At 76.1% G+C, this 16380-nt stretch carries 10 protein-coding genes and 3 tRNA genes; 10 read left to right on the forward strand and 3 right to left on the reverse strand.

The genetic code is table 11. The annotated features are described in order from the left end of the window. Nucleotides 1–47 precede the first annotated feature (47 nt). The 4 genes from ACFC0B_RS18100 to ACFC0B_RS18115 all read left to right on the forward strand — a co-directional run bounded on the left by ACFC0B_RS18100 (nucleotide 48) and on the right by ACFC0B_RS18115 (nucleotide 4134). The gene (locus tag ACFC0B_RS18100) at nucleotides 48–818 is read left to right on the forward strand and encodes a hypothetical protein (RefSeq protein WP_376086801.1); all 771 of its coding nucleotides are present in this window, start codon (nucleotides 48–50) and stop codon (nucleotides 816–818) included. Further along, nucleotides 811–2175, forward strand: coding sequence for an FAD-binding oxidoreductase (locus ACFC0B_RS18105; RefSeq protein ID WP_376086802.1), 1365 nt, complete (start codon nucleotides 811–813; stop codon nucleotides 2173–2175). Before ACFC0B_RS18100 ends, ACFC0B_RS18105 begins: the two co-directional genes overlap by 8 nt. A gap of 447 nt (nucleotides 2176–2622) precedes the next feature. Beyond that, entirely contained in the window at nucleotides 2623–2952 is a 330-nt protein-coding gene (locus ACFC0B_RS18110) for a hypothetical protein (RefSeq protein WP_376086803.1), read from the forward strand. Nucleotides 2953–3372: 420 nt separating this feature from the next. Next, nucleotides 3373–4134, forward strand: a complete 762-nt coding sequence (locus ACFC0B_RS18115) for a pyridoxal 5'-phosphate synthase (protein WP_376086804.1) — start codon at nucleotides 3373–3375, stop codon at nucleotides 4132–4134. A 124-nt stretch (nucleotides 4135–4258) separates the two neighbouring features. Here ACFC0B_RS18115 and ACFC0B_RS18120 read toward each other — a convergent pair whose 3' ends face one another. Beyond that, nucleotides 4259–5326 (reverse strand): DMT family transporter, encoded by a 1068-nt coding sequence (locus tag ACFC0B_RS18120; RefSeq protein WP_376086805.1) that lies wholly within the window; start codon nucleotides 5324–5326, stop codon nucleotides 4259–4261. 152 nt (nucleotides 5327–5478) lie between these two features. Here ACFC0B_RS18120 and ACFC0B_RS18125 point away from each other — a divergent pair, with 152 nt between their 5' ends. After that, the gene (locus ACFC0B_RS18125) at nucleotides 5479–6357 is read left to right on the forward strand and encodes a DUF1906 domain-containing protein (RefSeq protein ID WP_376086806.1); all 879 of its coding nucleotides are present in this window, start codon (nucleotides 5479–5481) and stop codon (nucleotides 6355–6357) included. Nucleotides 6358–6449: 92 nt separating this feature from the next. Here the strand turns inward: ACFC0B_RS18125 and ACFC0B_RS18130 are convergent, their stop codons facing one another. Next, nucleotides 6450–6647, reverse strand: a complete 198-nt coding sequence (locus tag ACFC0B_RS18130; protein ID WP_376086807.1) for a hypothetical protein — start codon at nucleotides 6645–6647, stop codon at nucleotides 6450–6452. A gap of 233 nt (nucleotides 6648–6880) precedes the next feature. Between ACFC0B_RS18130 and ACFC0B_RS18135 the strand changes: the two genes are divergently transcribed. Continuing rightward, entirely contained in the window at nucleotides 6881–8542 is a 1662-nt protein-coding gene (locus ACFC0B_RS18135) for a long-chain fatty acid--CoA ligase (RefSeq protein ID WP_376086808.1), read from the forward strand. 71 nt (nucleotides 8543–8613) lie between these two features. On the opposite strand, the gene ACFC0B_RS18140 is transcribed toward ACFC0B_RS18135, so the two are convergent. Beyond that, complete coding sequence (locus ACFC0B_RS18140; protein ID WP_376086809.1) at nucleotides 8614–12306, reverse strand: PAS domain-containing protein; 3693 nt, start codon at nucleotides 12304–12306, stop codon at nucleotides 8614–8616. Between the two features lie 179 nt (nucleotides 12307–12485). Here ACFC0B_RS18140 and ACFC0B_RS18145 point away from each other — a divergent pair. From ACFC0B_RS18145 to ACFC0B_RS18160, 4 genes are all read left to right on the forward strand, one after another. Continuing rightward, nucleotides 12486–12579: transfer RNA gene (locus ACFC0B_RS18145), tRNA-Ser, on the forward strand. A 226-nt stretch (nucleotides 12580–12805) separates the two neighbouring features. Continuing rightward, a tRNA-Arg gene (locus ACFC0B_RS18150) sits at nucleotides 12806–12881 on the forward strand. Nucleotides 12882–12912: 31 nt separating this feature from the next. Next, nucleotides 12913–12988 (forward strand) — tRNA-Arg (locus ACFC0B_RS18155). A gap of 274 nt (nucleotides 12989–13262) precedes the next feature. Further along, nucleotides 13263–16271 (forward strand): Ig-like domain-containing protein, encoded by a 3009-nt coding sequence (locus ACFC0B_RS18160; RefSeq protein ID WP_376086810.1) that lies wholly within the window; start codon nucleotides 13263–13265, stop codon nucleotides 16269–16271. Nucleotides 16272–16380 lie beyond the last annotated feature (109 nt).

Genomic DNA, 16380 nt, shown 5'->3' on the forward strand with positions numbered 1-16380 from the left:
TCCGGCGCTTGCCCTCAGGCTGGTCGAGGGTCATGGCGTCGGCCGGCATGACGACCACCGGGGCCCTCGCGCCCGACGGTGCCACCCGCCCGGACGACCCGGACGACCCGGACGACCCGAACCGTCCGGAACGGGCCGCGCTGCCCGCCACCTACCTGCTCTGGCTCGCCGGGGCGCAGCTCGGGGCCCTGGGCGATGCCGCTCTCGCCTTCGCCCTGGGCTGGGCCGCCGCCGCGCACGGCGGGGGCGCGGCCGGGTTGGTGCTCACCGCGATCACGGTGTCGCGGACGGCGCTGGTGGTGGCGGGCCTGCTCGCGCGGCGCGGCGGCGGAGTGCGCGGGGGCGGCGGCACCGGTGCCGCGCTCGGGCTCTGCGCGGTGGCGGCGGGCATCGCGCTGCTGGCCGCGGCGCCGGGGCCGGGGACGGCCGTGGCCGGCGGGGTGGTGACGGGTGCGGGTTCCGGCCTGTTCGCCTGCCGGATCGGTCCGCTGGTGATGGGGGCCGCGCCGGACGGCCACCTCTCCCGGGTGCAGGCGCTGCTGACCCTCGTGCAGAGCGCGGCGCTGGTGCTCTCGACCGGACTGCTCGGGCTGCTCGCCGACGCGGCCAGTCCCCGGGTGCCCATGGCGCTCTGCGCGGCGGCCACCGGCGCCGCCGGGACGCTCGCGCTGGTCTCGCCCGTCCTGCGCCGGGGCGGTGTACTTGCCGGGCGGGCGGGCGGCGGGCAGAGTGCGAGAGCCGGGCGCGGACGGACGGATACGGCCGGCGCCCCGCGGTGCGGTGGAGCGGGCGGTGCGAGCGGAGGCGGCGATGAGTGACCTGACGGACCGGCTGGCGGAGGGCCTCCCGCCCGGCGCCCTGGCGGTGGACCCGGACGTGACGGCCGCCTACCGGTACGACATGGCGGACTTCTGCCCGGCCGGCACCCCCGCGGTGGTGGTCTTCCCGGAGACGGTCGAACAGGTGCAGCACGTCCTGCGGACCGCCACCGCGCTGCGCGTACCGGTGGTCCCGCAGGGCGCCCGGACCGGGCTGTCCGGCGCGGCCAACGCCGTCGACGGCTGCATCGTGCTGTCGATGGTGAAGATGAACCGGATCCTGGAGATCGACCCGGTGAACCGGATCGCGGTGGTCGAGCCGGGCGTGGTGAACGCCGAGCTGTCCCGGGCCGCCGCCGCCTCGGGGCTCGTCTACCCGCCCGACCCGTCGAGCTGGGAGTCCTGCACCATCGGCGGCAACATCGGCACCGGCGCGGGCGGCCTCTGCTGCGTCAAGTACGGCGTGACGAGCGAGTACGTGCTCGGCCTCGACGTGGTGCTGGCCGACGGGCGGCTGCTGTCCACCGGCCGCCGGACGGCGAAGGGAGTGGCCGGCTACGACCTGACCCGGCTGCTGGTGGGCTCCGAGGGCACGCTGGGCGTGGTGGTCCGCGCGGTGGTGGCGCTGCGCCCCGCCCCCGCGCCGCAGTTGGCACTGGCGGCGGAGTTCCCGAGCGCGGCCGCGGCGGGCGCGGCGGTCTGCGAGGTGATGGCGCGCGGCTTCACCCCGTCGCTGATGGAGCTGATGGACGCGGTGAGCGTACGCGCGGTCAACGACCTGGGGCGGATGGGGCTGCCGGAGTCCACCCAGGCGCTGCTGCTGGTGGCCTTCGACGGCCCGGACCGGGTGGCCGAGCTGGCCGCGGTCGGGGAGCTGTGCCGGGCGGCGGGGGCGACCGAGGTGGTGCCCGCCGAGGACCAGGCCGAGTCCGAGCTGCTGCTGGAGGCGCGCCGCCAGGCGCTGCCCGCGCTGGACCGGCTGGGCACCACGATGATCGACGACGTGGCGGTGCCGCGCTCGCGGCTGGCCGAGATGCTGGAGGGCGTCGCGGCGATCGCCGAGCGGCACGGGCTGACCATCGGGGTGGTGAGCCACGCGGGGGACGGCAACACCCACCCGATCGTCATCTTCGACGCGGCGGACGCCGAGCAGTCGGCGCGGGCGAAGCGCTCCTTCGACGAGATCATGGCGCTGGGGCTGGAGCTGGGCGGCACGATCACCGGCGAGCACGGGGTGGGGCTGCTCAAGCGGGAGTGGCTGGCGCGGGAGCTCGGGCCGGTGGCGATGGACCTGCAGCGGCAGCTGAAGGCGGTCTTCGACCCGCTGGGAATCCTCAATCCCGGCAAGGCGGTCTGATACCGGTCCCGACCGTTCCCCGGCCCGGTTCCGGCGCATTTCTTTGATGATTTTCAGACTGCCGCAGGGTGGCCTGAATTGTCGACTCGGTAGCGCGACCGCACCGGCAGGGGGCGCGTTCGCGTTCATCGTGCGCCATGGTGGTGCGCTGGGTTGTCCGGGCACTCTCTTCGCGCTGTTTCGGGCGCATGGATCGAGGCCGGAAGATTCGACTGCGCCGCAGGTGGAAGGTGGTGTGAAGGGCGCGTTTTCGGCTTGGTCGGCAGTTATGCGCCGGGCTGTTGGATGTCACGCTAAAGGGCGAAAATGCGGCCGCGAGGTGGCGCTTTGTCGATTTGTTGCGGAAGTCTGTCTCCCGGCGTCGCAGCCCGCAGGTGTTCGTCCGGCCGGCGAACTCCCGCACACCTCCCGCACACCTGGCACGATTACCGTTTCTTGGAGGCTTTCATGGCTCGCATCCGAACGCGCAGGGCGGCCGGTCTACTGCTGGCAGCCCCGCTCGCGGCCGGTCTGCTGATCGCCGGTGCCGGCTCCGCCGCCGCCGACAGCGGCGCGCTCGCCCACGACGGGTCCACCAGTGGCGTGGTGTCGAACGTCGGCACGGGCAACGTCTTCGGCTCGGTCGACGGCAACCACACCTCCACCCAGCAGACGGCCACCGGCGCCGGCGCCTCGAACCAGGCCAACACCCTCGCGGTGAAGGACAACGCGGGCACCGTCCAGGCCGGTCAGTTCAACAAGAACGACAACATCGTCTTCGCGCCGGTCTTCGCCTGAGCAACCGGGCACCTGAGCACCCGGGCAGCCGGGTACCTGAACAACCGAGCACCTGAGCGTCCGGGAACCGGCGCCGACCGGGTGCCGCCGACGGCGGGGGCGCCGTCGGCGGACGACCGGGGCCGGCTGGAACGGACCGCGGAGCGGATCGGAAACCGAGCGGTCGGAAGGGATCGCACAGCGCGCAACCGGGCAGCGGAAAGGGTCACCGCGCACCCGGTCCCGTGGGCGGCACCGCACATCGGTGCCGCCCACGGGCGCGTCCGGGGCCCGGAAGGTGTCCAGTCCAGGGCCCGCGCCCGGCGCCGTCACCGCACGGCGGTACGGTTGCGCTCCGACAGCGCACCTCCGCGCCAGGCCCGCCCCCGGCGACCGGCCCGCCGCGGGGCTGCGGCCGCGGCAACCGGAAGGAAGGGTGCGATGGCAGCGGAGGAGGAGGGCCTGACCGGCCCCGGCGAGACCAGGCCCGCACCGGGCCCCGGGTCCGGCGGGGAGCCGGCTCCGGCCGTACCCCGGTCCGTGCCCGAGCTGATGCTCGGCCGTCCGCCGATGGCCCGCCCGTTGCCGACCTTCGACGCCGAGGCGGCCCCGGCCGAACCCGGCCCGCTCTTCGTGGACTGGCTCGCCACCGCCCTGTACGCCGGTGTGCTGGACCCGCAGGTGTTCACGCTCTCCACGGTCGACGCCGACGGCATGCCGGACGCCCGCGTCCTGGTGCTGCGCGACGTCGACGCAGCCGGCACCGGCTGGGTCTTCTCGACCGCCGCCGACAGCCCCAAGGGCCGCCAGCTCGCCGACCACCCGGCCGCCGCGCTCACCGTCTACTGGCCGCAGCTCGGCCGCCAGGTACGGGTGCGCGGCACCGTCGAACGGGCCGCCGACCAGGTGGCGGGGGCCGAGTTCGCCACCCGCTCCCCGGCCGCCCGGATCGGCGCGCTGGTCGGCCGGCAGAGCGAGCCGCTGGCCTCGCCGGCCGAGTACGAGGAGGCGGTGGCGGTGGCCCGCCGCCGACTGGAGGCCACCCCGGACGCGGTCGCCGCCGGGCACGCCGTCTACACGCTCTGGGCGAACGAGGTGGAGTTCTGGCAGGGCGACGCGGAGCGCCACCACGTCCGGCTCCGCTACACCCGGACCGGCCCGGTCCGCACCCCGGAGTGGTCGCGCACCCTGCTCTGGCCGTAGAGCCGCAGAGCCGTAGAGCCGCAGAGCCGTAGAGCCGTAGAGCCGCGGGGCCGTAAACCCGAAGAGCCGCGGGGGCGCGCATCGATCAGATGCGCGCCCCCGCGGCCCACCGCCACGCCGCGCCTCAGCGCCGCCCGGTCAGCGTGGCCCCGACGCTCGCCGCCACCACGCAGCCGATGCCGGCCAACTGCGCGGCGCCCAGCAGCTGGCCCAGCACGACCAGGCCGACCAGCGCGCTGACCGCCGGCTCCAGGCTGACCAGCACGCTGAACACCCGCTGGGGCATCCGCCGCAGCGCCGTCATCTCCAGCGCGTACGGGATCACCGGCAGCAGCAGCGAGACCCCGGCCACCGCGAGCAGCAGCATCAGCGGCGAGGCACCGGGCGCGGTCAGCCCGTCCCAGGCCTGGCCGAGCCCGAACGGCGCCACCGTCAGCGCGCCGACCGTCATCGACACGGCCAGCCCCTGGAAGCCCTGGAACGCCGCCCCGACCTTGTCGGTGAACAGGATGTACGCGGCGTAGCAGGCGGCAGCCCCGAAGGCGTAGAGCAGGCCGACCGGGTCGAGTCCGCCGCCCTCCCCGCCCTCGCCGAGCAGGGTGAGCAGCGCCACGCCGCCGGCCGCGAGCAGCGCCCAGAGCAGGTGGCTGGCGCGGCGGGCGAAGACCAGGGCCACCGCGAGCGGGCCGAGGAACTCGATGGTGGCGGCGGTGCCCATCGGCAGCCGGTCGATCGCCCCGGCGAACAGCAGCGTCATCCCCGCCGAGGCCATCCCGAGCAGGGCGGCGGCGGCCAGGTCGCGCGGTCGGCGCCCGCGCAGCCGGGGCCGGGTGACGGCCAGCAGGATGACCGCCGCGAAGCTCAGCCGCAGGAAGGTGGTGCCGCTCACCCCGAGCGGCCCGAAGAGCGGCTTGGAGAACGCGATCCCGGTCTGCACCAGGAACATCGCCGCGACACAGAGAAGCGGCGCCGGGATCCTCTCCGGGCGCCGCAGGAGGTTCTGGAACCGTCGGCCGGTCGGTCGGCCGGGTCGTGCGTCCGGTGGCAGTCCCTCGCCGGGCGCCCCGCCTCGTCGCCAGCTGCCCCGCTCGCCGGCGGGCTCGCCCTTGGGGGCGGGCGGCATGGCAAGCGCCTCGGCGACGGCGGCGGCCGGCGTCGGGGCGGAGGTTTCGCGGGGATGGGACGTGGGCATGGTGGTGAGTTTGCCGTAAGGAGCCACTGGGCGGCAAGCTCGTTACCGGAATCGGGACGGATGTGGACGGGTGCGTCCGAAAGGGTGAGCTCCGGCGGTGCGTGCGGCGCGGCGGCCTCCGGCCTCCGACGGTCCGTCAGTATCAAGGCGGCGTGCGCCATCTCCGCCCCGCGGCCCTCGCCGCCGCCTCACTCGTCCTCCTGCTGGCCGTCGGCGGCCCGGGCGCGAGCGCCGACGACGCCGCTCCGGCGGCCGCCGTCGTCCCCCGCATCCGCGCCGCGGTCCTGCCCGACCGGCTCGGACCGCCGCCCGCCCGGCCCCGCGACCTCTACGCCGGCGAGGCCTTCGACGCCTGCACCGCGCCCCCGCTGGAGACCCTGCGGGCCTGGCGCGACGCCTCCCCGTACGGGGCGCTCGGCATCTACACCAGCGGCGGCCAGCGCGGCTGCGCCCAGCCGAGGCTCACCGCCGACTGGGTGGGGCAGGCCCGGGCGATGGGGTGGCGGTTCCTGCCCGTCCACGTCGGTCTCCAGGCGCCGTGCAGCGACCTGAAGCGCAAGCCGAAGCGGATCGACCCCGCGCGGGCCGCCCAGCAGGGGCGCGAGGAGGCGGCCGAGGCGGTCGAGGGCCTGCGGGCGGTCGGGCTCGGCCAGGGCAGCCCGGTCTTCCTGGACATCGAGGCCTATCCGATGCGCGACCCGTCCTGCGGCCAGGCCGTCGTCGACTTCACCGTCGGCTGGACCCAGGCGCTGCACGCGGCCGGCTACCGCTCCGGCTTCTACTCCAGCCTCGACTCCGGCATCTCCGACCTCGCCGCGGCCGCGCGGGCCGGCAGCTCGCCGCTGCCCGACACCCTCTGGTACGCCCGCTGGGACGACCACGCCGACACCGCCGGGGGCGGGCCGCTCACCGCGGAGCTCTGGGCCGAGCACCAGCGGGTCCACCAGTACCGCGGCAACGTCGAGGAGACCTACGGCGGGGCGACGCTCACCGTCGACCGCAACCACGTCGACGCCCCGCTGGCCGATTGACGGGCGGCCGCCCGGACGCAGGCCGCTCCCGCGCGGCTACTCCCGCGCGGCTACTCCCGCACGGCCGCTCCCGCCATGCCACCCCCGCACCGTCACTCCCGCAGCGCGAGCCCCAGCCAGCCCCGGCCCTGGCAGTAGCGGCAGGTCTCCGAGACGTACCCGGTGCCGGTGCGGCCCGCCCGCAGGCCCATCCGCGCCTGCGTCCGCACCCCGCCGGAACAGCACGGGCACGGCAGCCGGAACCCGGCCAGACCCCGCCCCACCCGCCGTTCGCCGTGTCCGTCGCCCATGCCCCCAGTATCCCGGCGGCCCGGTCGGGAGCCCGGGCCGCCCCCGCCCGGCCGGGGAGAACGTGGCCGGACCGTGGCCGGGTCGTGATCGGCGCAACGCGGCCGGAAGGCTGACATCCGGGACCCGGCGCGGCAGAATCGGGCCCTACTGCCGTATTACCGCCCAGTAGCCGGTGTTTCGGCCGGGTGTGGGGCAGGAGCCGCCGCAGTGCCGCCCAGGTCGAGGAGGACCCGTGTTCAGCACGATGCAGGACGTACCGCTCACCGTCGCCCGAATCCTGGAGCACGGGTCCACGATCCACGGCCGCTCGACCGTCACCACCTGGGACGGCACCGGCCCGGTGGTCCGGACCTACGCCGAGACCGGGGCACGGGCCGCCCGGCTGGCGTGGGCGCTGCGGGACGAGCTCGGCGTGACGGGGGACGACCGCGTCGCCACCCTGATGTGGAACAACGCCGAGCACCTGGAGGCCTACCTCGCGGTGCCGGCGATGGGCGCCGTGCTGCACACCCTCAACCTGCGGCTCCCGGCGAACCAGCTGTCGTTCATCGTCAACCACGCCGCCGACCGCGTGATCATCGTCAACGGCACCGTCCTTCCGCTGCTGGCGGCGGTGCTCCCCGAGCTCGCCCCGACCCTCAAGCACATCGTGGTCAGCGGCCCCGGCGACCGGTCGGTGCTGGCCGGCTTCGCGGGCGGCGTGCACGACTACGAGGAGCTGATCGCGGACCGGCCGACCGCCTACCCCTGGCAGTCCGACATCGACGAGCGCCGGGCCGCCGTGCTCTGCTACACCTCCGGCACCACCGGCGACCCGAAGGGCGTGCTCTACAGCCACCGCTCGGTCTACCTGCACTGCCTGCAGGTCAACACCGGCGACAACTTCGCCTTCACCCCGCGCGACACCGCGCTGCCGGTCGTGCCGATGTTCCACGTCAACGCCTGGGGCATCCCGCACGCCGCCTTCATGTCCGGCGCCAACCTGCTGATGCCGGATCGTTTCCTCCAGCCCAAGCCGATGGCCGAGATGATCGCCGCCGTGCGGCCCACCGTCAGCGCGGCCGTGCCGACGATCTGGAGCGGCCTGCTGGACGAGCTGGACGCCGGCGACTACGACACCTCCAGCCTGCGCATGGTGGTGATCGGCGGCTCGGCCTGCCCGCCGTCGCTGATGAAGGCCTACGAGGAGCGCCACAACATCCCCGTCATCCACGCCTGGGGCATGACCGAGACCTCGCCGCTCGGCTCCTTCGCCCAGCCGCCGGGCGGCCTGACCCCGGAGGAGGCGTGGCCGTACCGGGTCACCCAGGGCATCTTCCCCGCCTCCGTCGAGGCCCGGCTGATCGGCCCGGGCGGCGAGCGGATGCCGCACGACGGGGTCTCGGCGGGCGAGCTGGAGGTGCGCGGCCCGTGGATCGCGGGGGCGTACTACGGGGGCGCGGGCCAGGACCCGCAGCGCCCGGACGACAAGTTCTCCGAGGACGGCTGGCTGCGCACCGGAGACGTCGGCACGATCACCGCGGACGGCTACCTGACCCTCACCGACCGGGCCAAGGACGTGATCAAGTCCGGCGGCGAGTGGATATCCTCGGTGGACCTGGAGAACCACCTGATGGCCCACTCGGAGGTCGCCGAGGCCGCCGTGGTGGCCGTCCCGGACGAGAAGTGGGGAGAGCGGCCGCTGGCCACCGTCGTGCTGCGGCCGGGCGCCACCGCCGGGCTGCCGGAGCTGCGCGCGTTCCTGGCCGGGCGGATCGCCTCCTGGCAGCTGCCGGAGCGCTGGGCGATCGTCGAGGCGGTGCCGAAGACCTCGGTCGGCAAGTTCGACAAGAAGGTGATCCGGGCCGACTACGCGGCGCAGAAGCTGGACGTCACCCGGCTCGGCAAGGAGTAGGGCCGGACGGACCGAAGGCCGAGGGCCGGCCACCCCGCGCAGGGGTGGCCGGCCCTCGGCCTTCTCGGAGGTCAGCCCGCCGCGGCGACGCCCGCCTCGCCCATGGAGCCGATCCGCCCGAGCAGGTCGACGATCCGGGACTGCACGTCGTCGCTGGTCGAGCGCTCCGCGAGGAAGAGCACCGTTTCGCCGGTGCGCAGCCGGGGCAGCTCCCGCGGGTCGAGGTCCACCGAGGTGTAGACGACGAGCGGGGTGCGGTGCAACCGGTCGTTGGCGCGCAGCCAGTCCAGCAGGCCGACCCGGCGGCGGCGGATCTGGAGCAGGTCCATCACCACCAGGTTGGGCTGCACGCTGCTGGCCCGGGCGACGGCGTCGTTCTCGTCCACCGCGTGCTCGACGTGCATGCCGCGCCGTTCCAGGCTGCCGATCATCGCGGCGGCGATGTCCGGGTCGCCCTCGACCAGCAGGACGCGCGGGGCGTGGTTCTCGCCGTCGCGCGGGGCGAGCGCGCGCAGCAGGACGGCCGGGTCGGCGCCGTACGCGGCGTCCCGGGTGGCCTGCCCGAGGCCGGCGGTGACCAGCACCGGGACCCGGCTGTTCAGCGCCGCCGTGCGCAGCGACTGCAGGGCGGTGCGGGTGATCGGGCCGGTCAGCGGGTCGACGAAGAGCGCGGCGGGGAAGCCGGCGACCTGCGCGTCCACCTCCTCGCGGGAGCGGACGATCACCGGGCGGTAGCCGCGGTCCTGGAGCGCCTGCCGGGTGGCGGGGTCGGGCTCGGGCCAGACCAGCAGGCGGCGCGGACCGCCGTCGGGGGCCGGGGCGGGCACCGCGCGGGGCTCGCCGGCCTCGGTGCGGCCGGCCGGAAGGGCGATCGGCGCGTTGGCCTGCGGGGCACCGGGGGCCGTCGGGGCGGGGGCGGGCGCGGCGGGCAGCTCCAGGGCCGCCCGCGGCCGGGCGTCGGCGACGGGTGCCACCGGCGTGACCGGCATGACGGCACCGGGCGCGCCGAAGGGGCGCGGCGGGGCCAGTTCGCCGAGGCCGGAGCCGACCGGGCGCGGGCCGCCCTCGGGCTGGTCGACGGCAGAGCCGGCAGAGCCGGGAGAAGAGGGGGCGCCGGGCAGCGCCGGGACGGCCGACGGCAGCGCGGGCAGCGCCGAGCCGCCCGCCGCGGCGCCCTCGGGCGCGGACGGGCCGCCGGCCTCGCCGCCCGGGCCGGGCGGAACGGCCAGCCGGCGCCGCCGACCGGTCGGCGTGGGCGCGGCGGGCTCGGGCGGAGCGGGCGCCGGACCGGCCGGCAGGGCGTGCTCCAGCCCCGGGTAGACGGGGGTGTCGGTGACCCCGGGCAGGGCGAACCCGCCGGAGGAGTCCTCGCCGCCGGGCAGCGCGCGGCGGCGCCGGGACGGTCGGGCCTCGGCCTCGCCGCCACCGTCGGGGCCGGCCGGGGCGGCCGCGGCGGACTCGCCGCCGCCGGGGCCGAGCGCGATCGGAGCGCGCGCGGCGCCCTCGCCGCCGGCAGCCCGGCGCTCGCCGGTACCGGCGGCCCCGCCGTTCCCGTCACCGGGCCGCTCGTCGGGACGTCCGCCGTCGACCGGGACGGCGTAGGCGGTGCCGGAGCGGCCGTCGTCCTTGCCCCAGGGGTCGTTCTGCGGGCCGCTCGGGCCACCCAGGCCCTGGCGCCCGTACGCCGGGTCGTTGCCGGTGCCGTTCCACTGCTCGGGGACGGCCCGTTCGATCCGGGCGGGGGCGTTGGGCCACTGGTCGGCGGGGATGTCCGGGGCGTCGGCGCCGACGGGGGCGGTGGGGGCGGCACCGTCGCGGCCCGGCTGCTCCGGGGCGGCGGGCGGCAGCTCGACGGCCGGCCGGCCGCGGCGTCCGCGCCGCTGCTCGACGGCCGGCGCCTCGTCCGGCGCACCGCCCGCCGTCGCCGGGTCGGTCCGGGCCCCGGCTCTCCGGGCGTCGGCGGAACCGTCCGGCGCGCCCTCCCTGGAACGCTCCGCCGACGCGGCCGCCGGACCGTCCGCGGCGGCGCCCTCGTCGGCGGCCGGCTCCTCGGCCGGGGCCGCGCTCGGCAGCTGGGGGATGCCCGGAAGGTCGGGCAGGACGGCGCTGTCGCTCTCCTTCGGCCGGTCCGACCGGCCCTCGGTGGACGCGCGCTCGGCGGCCGCCTTGGCGGCGGCCGGGTCCAGCGGCAGCTCGACGACGTACGTGGTGCCGGCGCGTCCCGGCAGCTCGTGCGGCTGGAGCACCCCGCCGTGGCGCTCGACCACCGCGCGGGCTATCGGCAGGTGGACGGGGCTGCCGCCGCGTCCGGGGCCGCGGATCTCCACCCGGGCGACCTCGCCGCGCTGGGCGGCCGCGAGCACCACGGCCGGCACGTCGCCGCCGGCCGGCGGCAGGGCGGGCGTACCAGGAGTGGCGAGTCCGGGGGAGGGGAGTTCGGGGGCGGCGTCGTCCAGCGCGAGGCCGATGCCGCTGACGTCGGCGACCAGGTGGGCCAGCGCCCGGGCGAGCCGGTGCTCGTCGGCGATCACCTCGACGGCGGCGGCGTGCACGGAGAACCGCACCCGGCCGGCGCCGACCAGCTCGCCCGCGTGCTCGACGGCCCGGCGGACCACCTTGTCCAGCGCGACCGGCACCCGCTCGGCGGTCTTCCGCCCGCCCTTGCCGTCCGCGTCGGCGCCCTTGCCGTCGGAGCCGCCGCCCTCGCCGGCCTCGGAGCGCTGGTGGTCCAGCACGCCCTCGATCAGCTTCCCGTAGCGGCGGCACTCGTCGGCCAGCCGGCGCAGGGTCCAGTTGGCCTCCGGCCAGAGCTGCCCGGCCGGGTCGGCGGCGAGCGCGTCGATCCGCCGGTGCAGCGCGGTCAGCGCGCCGCCCAGCTCGCTCTCCAGGACCGCCGTGAGGTGCTCGTTGCGGGCGACCAGCGCCAGTTCGCGGCTGCGGTCGGTGAAGGTCATGACGGCGCCGACCAGCTGGTCGCCGTCCCGGACCGGGGCGGTGGTGAGGTCGACGGTGACCGGGCGGCCGTCCTTGCGCCACAGCACGGTGCCGCGCACCCGGTGCTTGCGCCCGGAGGTCAGGGTGTCCAGCAGCGCGGACTCCTCCAGCGCCAGCGGGGTGCCGTCGGCCCGGGAGTGCTGGATCAGCGGGTGCAGCTCGCGGCCGCCCAGCTCGCTCGCCCGGTACTCCAGGATGTGCGCGGCGGCCGGGTTGACCAGCACGCAGCGGCCTTCGAGGTCGACGCCGAGCACGCCCTCGGCGGCGGCCCGCAGGATCATCTCGGTCTGCTTGTGCTGGCGGCGCAGCTCCGCCTCGACACCGAGCCGGCCGGTGAGGTCGCGGACCAGCAGCAGGAGCAGGTCGGAGGAGCGGGAGCCCTCGCGGTACGGGTCGTAGGGCGCCGGGGGCGCGTAGCTCGACCCGGAACCGGAGCCGGACCCGTCGTCGTCGAAGTCGTTGCCGGAGACCTCGACCGGGAAGGTGGTGCCGTCGGTGCGCCGGGCGGTCATCCGCACCGGGCGGTCGAGCGCCTCGTCCTCGCGGGCGGCGGGCCGCATCGAGCCGGGGATCCGGCTGGGGTCGAACTCCGGGAGCAGGTCGAGCACGCCCATGCCGACCAGCGAGGTGCCCGGCGCCTGCAGCGCCTGGACGGCCGCGCTGTTGGCGTCGACGACGGTGCCGTTGCTGTTGACCAGCAACAGCGCGTCGGGCAGGGCGTCGAGTATGGCGGCGAGGCGAGCAGCGCCTCGGATCGGCCTGCTGCTCACGTCGACAGGTCTCCTCGGCTCAGGGCAGCTCTCTCCGGAGACGGCAGTATCTCATTCTTCTTTGCGGCGGGGACGACCCGCCTAGTAACGTTGGCGGCGGTTGGTGCCGGGCCCCCGGGTTGTGGCATCATCACAGGCACAGGGAACGAGTCCGCGCACGCGGGCTTGCTCCATGTGGAGGAGGCTTCGCCTAGTCCGGTCTATGGCGCCGCACTGCTAATGCGGTTTCGGGGTTATTCCTGATCGAGGGTTCAAATCCCTCAGCCTCCGCCAGCCGGGAGCCCCGCCGACGATCTTGTCGGCGGGGCTCTTCGCATGTCGGGGCATGTCCGGGGGTGTGCCGGGGTGTGTCCGGGAGGTGTCGGGCGTGCCCTGCGGACGCACCCGGGGCGGGCCGGCGAGGGGTGTCCGAGGTGCCCGGATCAATCGATTTCGCCCCGCGCCGCAGGTCATGTAATGTTGTCCCCGCACCGCCCCGGAGGAACGTTCGCCAGGGCGAGCGCTCATAGCTCAACGGATAGAGCACTTGACTACGGATCAAGAGGTTGCAGGTTCGAATCCTGCTGAGCGCACCAAATCCCGCAAGACCGGGTCCGCCCGGAACTTGCGCTCATAGCTCAACGGATAGAGCACTTGACTACGGATCAAGAGGTTGCAGGTTCGAATCCTGCTGAGCGCACCATCGAGAGACCCCCGGCCGTCGGCCGGGGGTCTCTGCGTTTGCCGGGCCCGGGTTCGGGTGTTCGGCCCGGTTGGCCGCCCTATGGGTGAAATGCGGTTCTTTCGGGTACATCCCGTCCTGCCGGTCGGAGGGCCGCCAATCGGGTGTTATGCGGCCAAGGGCGCAAGTGTCGCGGTATGACCGGCTCAGGATCGTGATTCCGTTTTGTCTGATCTTGTGTCCAGCCTGCCCGGCCATCCAGGCCGCTCGGCAGTCGATGCGAAGGAGAGGCCGGATGAACCGACAGTTCCCGGCTGCGGCCGCCGCCGCCCTGGCGGCCGGGCTGTTGATCGGCTGGAACCCGCCGCTCTCGGCCGCCCGGCAGGCCCCGGCCACCTGGACCGCCGAACGGCGTGCGGTGTTCCCCTCCGGCCTCTCCGCCCAGCTCGACTTCTCCGCCGCTCCCGGCGTGACCGTCACGGGCGGTCCCGGGGAACTGGCCGACCGCTCCGGAAGCGATCGCTCCACCGCGCCGTACGCGGACGGAATCCGGCCCGGGGAGCCCGCGCAGGCCTTCCGGATCTCCGAGGACCGTCCGCAGGCGGACGGTTCCTGGCGGACCGTCGGAACGCTCCGGCTGACGTTCTCCCGGGCGGTCCGCAATCCCCGGCTGCACCTCAGCGGACTCACCGGAGCCGCCGCCGGGAACTCCGGCTCCACCGGCACCGCGACCCGGCTCACCCTGATCGACGGAGCCCCGGCCGCCCCGACCCTGGTCAACCGCACCGACTGGCCCGGCTGGACGGTCGACGGCAGGACGCTCGCCCCGGCCCGGGCGGACGGCGCGGCCGACGGCGACGCCGGGTCCGCCGCCGAGGGCAGCCTGGAACTGGTCGGCACCGTCCGCTCCGCGGTCTTCCGGGTCGAGCGGCGCTCCACCGCCCGGGCCGGCTCCACCACCGCCCCGCCGCCGCTCACCCAGGCGTACACGGTCACCCTCGACGAGGGCGTCGGCAGTGCCCCGCAGGGCTACGGCAGCGCCTCCCACCTGCGCTCCGACCTCTACCTGGGCGGTGACGCCGCCACCTCGGGCGCCCGCGCCGACGCCCGGCCCACCCGGCTGGTCCGGCAGCCCGCCGCCGGGACCACCCCGGAGCCACCGCGGCTGCAGCCCGGCCGCGACGAGTACCAGGGCGCCGACCCGGCCGTCGGCTTCCCCGCAGAGGCGGCGGTCGGCCACGACTACCGGCTCACCCTGCCCGTCGCGGTCGGCGACGCGCCCGCCGTGCTGGCCGGCTGGGTCGACTTCGACCGCAACGGCCGGTTCGACCCGGTCGAACGGGTGCAGACCGAGATCGCCCCCGGCGAGCGCAGCGCCACCCTGGAGTGGACCGTCCCCGCCGGGGCCTCCTCCGGCGAGACCTGGGCCCGGCTGCGGATCGGCCGGGACGCCGCCCAGGTGGTGCCGGCCGACGGCTTCGCCGACTCCGGGCAGGTCCTGGACCAGCGGGTCCGACTGACCGTCGGGGCCGCCCGCCCGGAGATCTCCCAGCCGGCCGACGGCGCCACCCTCACCGAGACCCGCCCCCGGATCTCCGGTACGCGGGCGGCGACCGGCGCCACCGTCGAGGTGCGCGAGGGCGACACCGCGCTCTGCCGGGGCCGGGCCGCCCGGGGCGGTGACTGGTCCTGCCGCCCGGACACGGCGCTCGCCGAGGGCCCGCACACCCTCACTCCGGTGCTGACCACCGGTGCCGGCGCGGTGCTGCGCGGCGATCCGGTCCGGCTCACCGTGCGGACCGCGGCGCCGGGCACGGCCGTGCTCGCCCTGCCCGAGTCCACCAACGACCCCGGCATCCGGCTGACCGGCACGGGCGGCGCGGGCAGCACCGTGGTCGTCACCGACCGGACGTCCGACGGCCAGGAGGCCGACCTCTGCAGCACGGCCGTCCGGGCCGACGGCGGCTGGTCCTGCCTGCCGGTGGAGAACCTGGCGGACGGGCGGCACCGGCTCACCCCGTCCGCCGCCGACCTCGCCGGGAACCGGACCGCCGGGCAGCCGGTCGAGCTGGTGGTCGACACCGTGCCGCCGGACCGCCCGGTGCTGACCGCGCCGGCGGCCGGGGAGACCGTCCGGGCGGCCCGGCCCCGGCTGGCAGGGAAGGCCGAACCCGGGGCGCGGGTGCTCGTCACCGCGGGGCCGGAGCGCGGTGAGGGGGCCGCGCGGATCGTCGCCTGCGGGGCGACGGCGGCCGTCGACGGCAGCTGGACCTGCACGGCCAACCGGGATCTGACGGACGGGGAGCAGTGGCTGGTCGTCACGGCGACCGACCTGGCGGGGAACGGGACGGCGGCGGACGCGGTCGCGGTCCGGGTCGAGACGGCCGGCCAGGCGGCGGTTCCGGCCCCCGTGCCGACCTCGACGCCGACGCCGACCTCGACGGCGACGGCGAGCGCCGTGCCGACGCCCGCCGCGTCCACCGCCACGGCTGCCACGCCGACGCCGGTGACAACGCCCACGCCCACGCCCATCCCCACGGCCCAGGCCACAGCCGCAGCGGTGCCGACCACGGTCAGGCCCTCGGCGACGCCCTCCGTGCCCGCGCCCTCGGTGGCCGTCCCGTCCCCGGCGACCGCCTCCCCGGTGGTGCCGAAGCCTTCGGCCGCCACCCCGGCCCGGCCGTCCCCGTCCGTGCCGTCCCCGTCCGTCCCCGCCGCGTCCGTCCCGGCAACCCCGTCTCCGACGGTGCCCGTGCCCGCCGCGGTGCCGGCTTCCGTCCCGCCCGGGCTGCTGCCGGTCGTCGTGCCGCCGGTCAGCGCGGTGGCGCCCGCCCCGGCGAACCCGTCCCCGACCGCGACCCGGAGCGCCTTCCCGGCTCCCGTCTCCGCGGCTCGGCCCTCCTCGGCCCCGACCTCCCCGAGTCCGAGTTCCGTTCCGACCCCGTCCCTGTCCCCGACCCCGACCGTCACCCCGTTCGTCACCCCCTCCGTCACCCCGGCCCCCGCCGGGCCGGCCGCCGCCTCGGACCAGGAGCGGGCCGACCGGGCGCCGGCCGCGCCGCCGCCGGGCGGGTCGCGGCAGTCGGCCCGGACCACCGCCACCGACGCCGCGGCCGACACCGCCGACCCCACCGACTCCGCCGGCCCGGCGGACGCGCCGGAGCCGTCCTCGCCGACGGCGTCCGACCGGCACCGGTCGGACGGCTGGCGCGGAGCGCTCGCCGGGGTCCTGCTGGTGCTCGCCGGCATCGGGCTGATCACCCGCCGGGTGGTCGGCCGGGGATCCGGCCCCCGGCGGCGCTGAACCGCTCTCCCAGTCCGCTCATGTGTCTGCGCGTCAGTCCCGGCTTCGGATGATTCGTCAAGAAATGTCGACACGCACTGGTTCAAATGTCGCATTTGATGACGTATGA

The sequence above is a fragment of the Kitasatospora sp. NPDC056184 genome (assembly GCF_042268405.1).
GTDB lineage: Bacteria > Actinomycetota > Actinomycetes > Streptomycetales > Streptomycetaceae > Kitasatospora.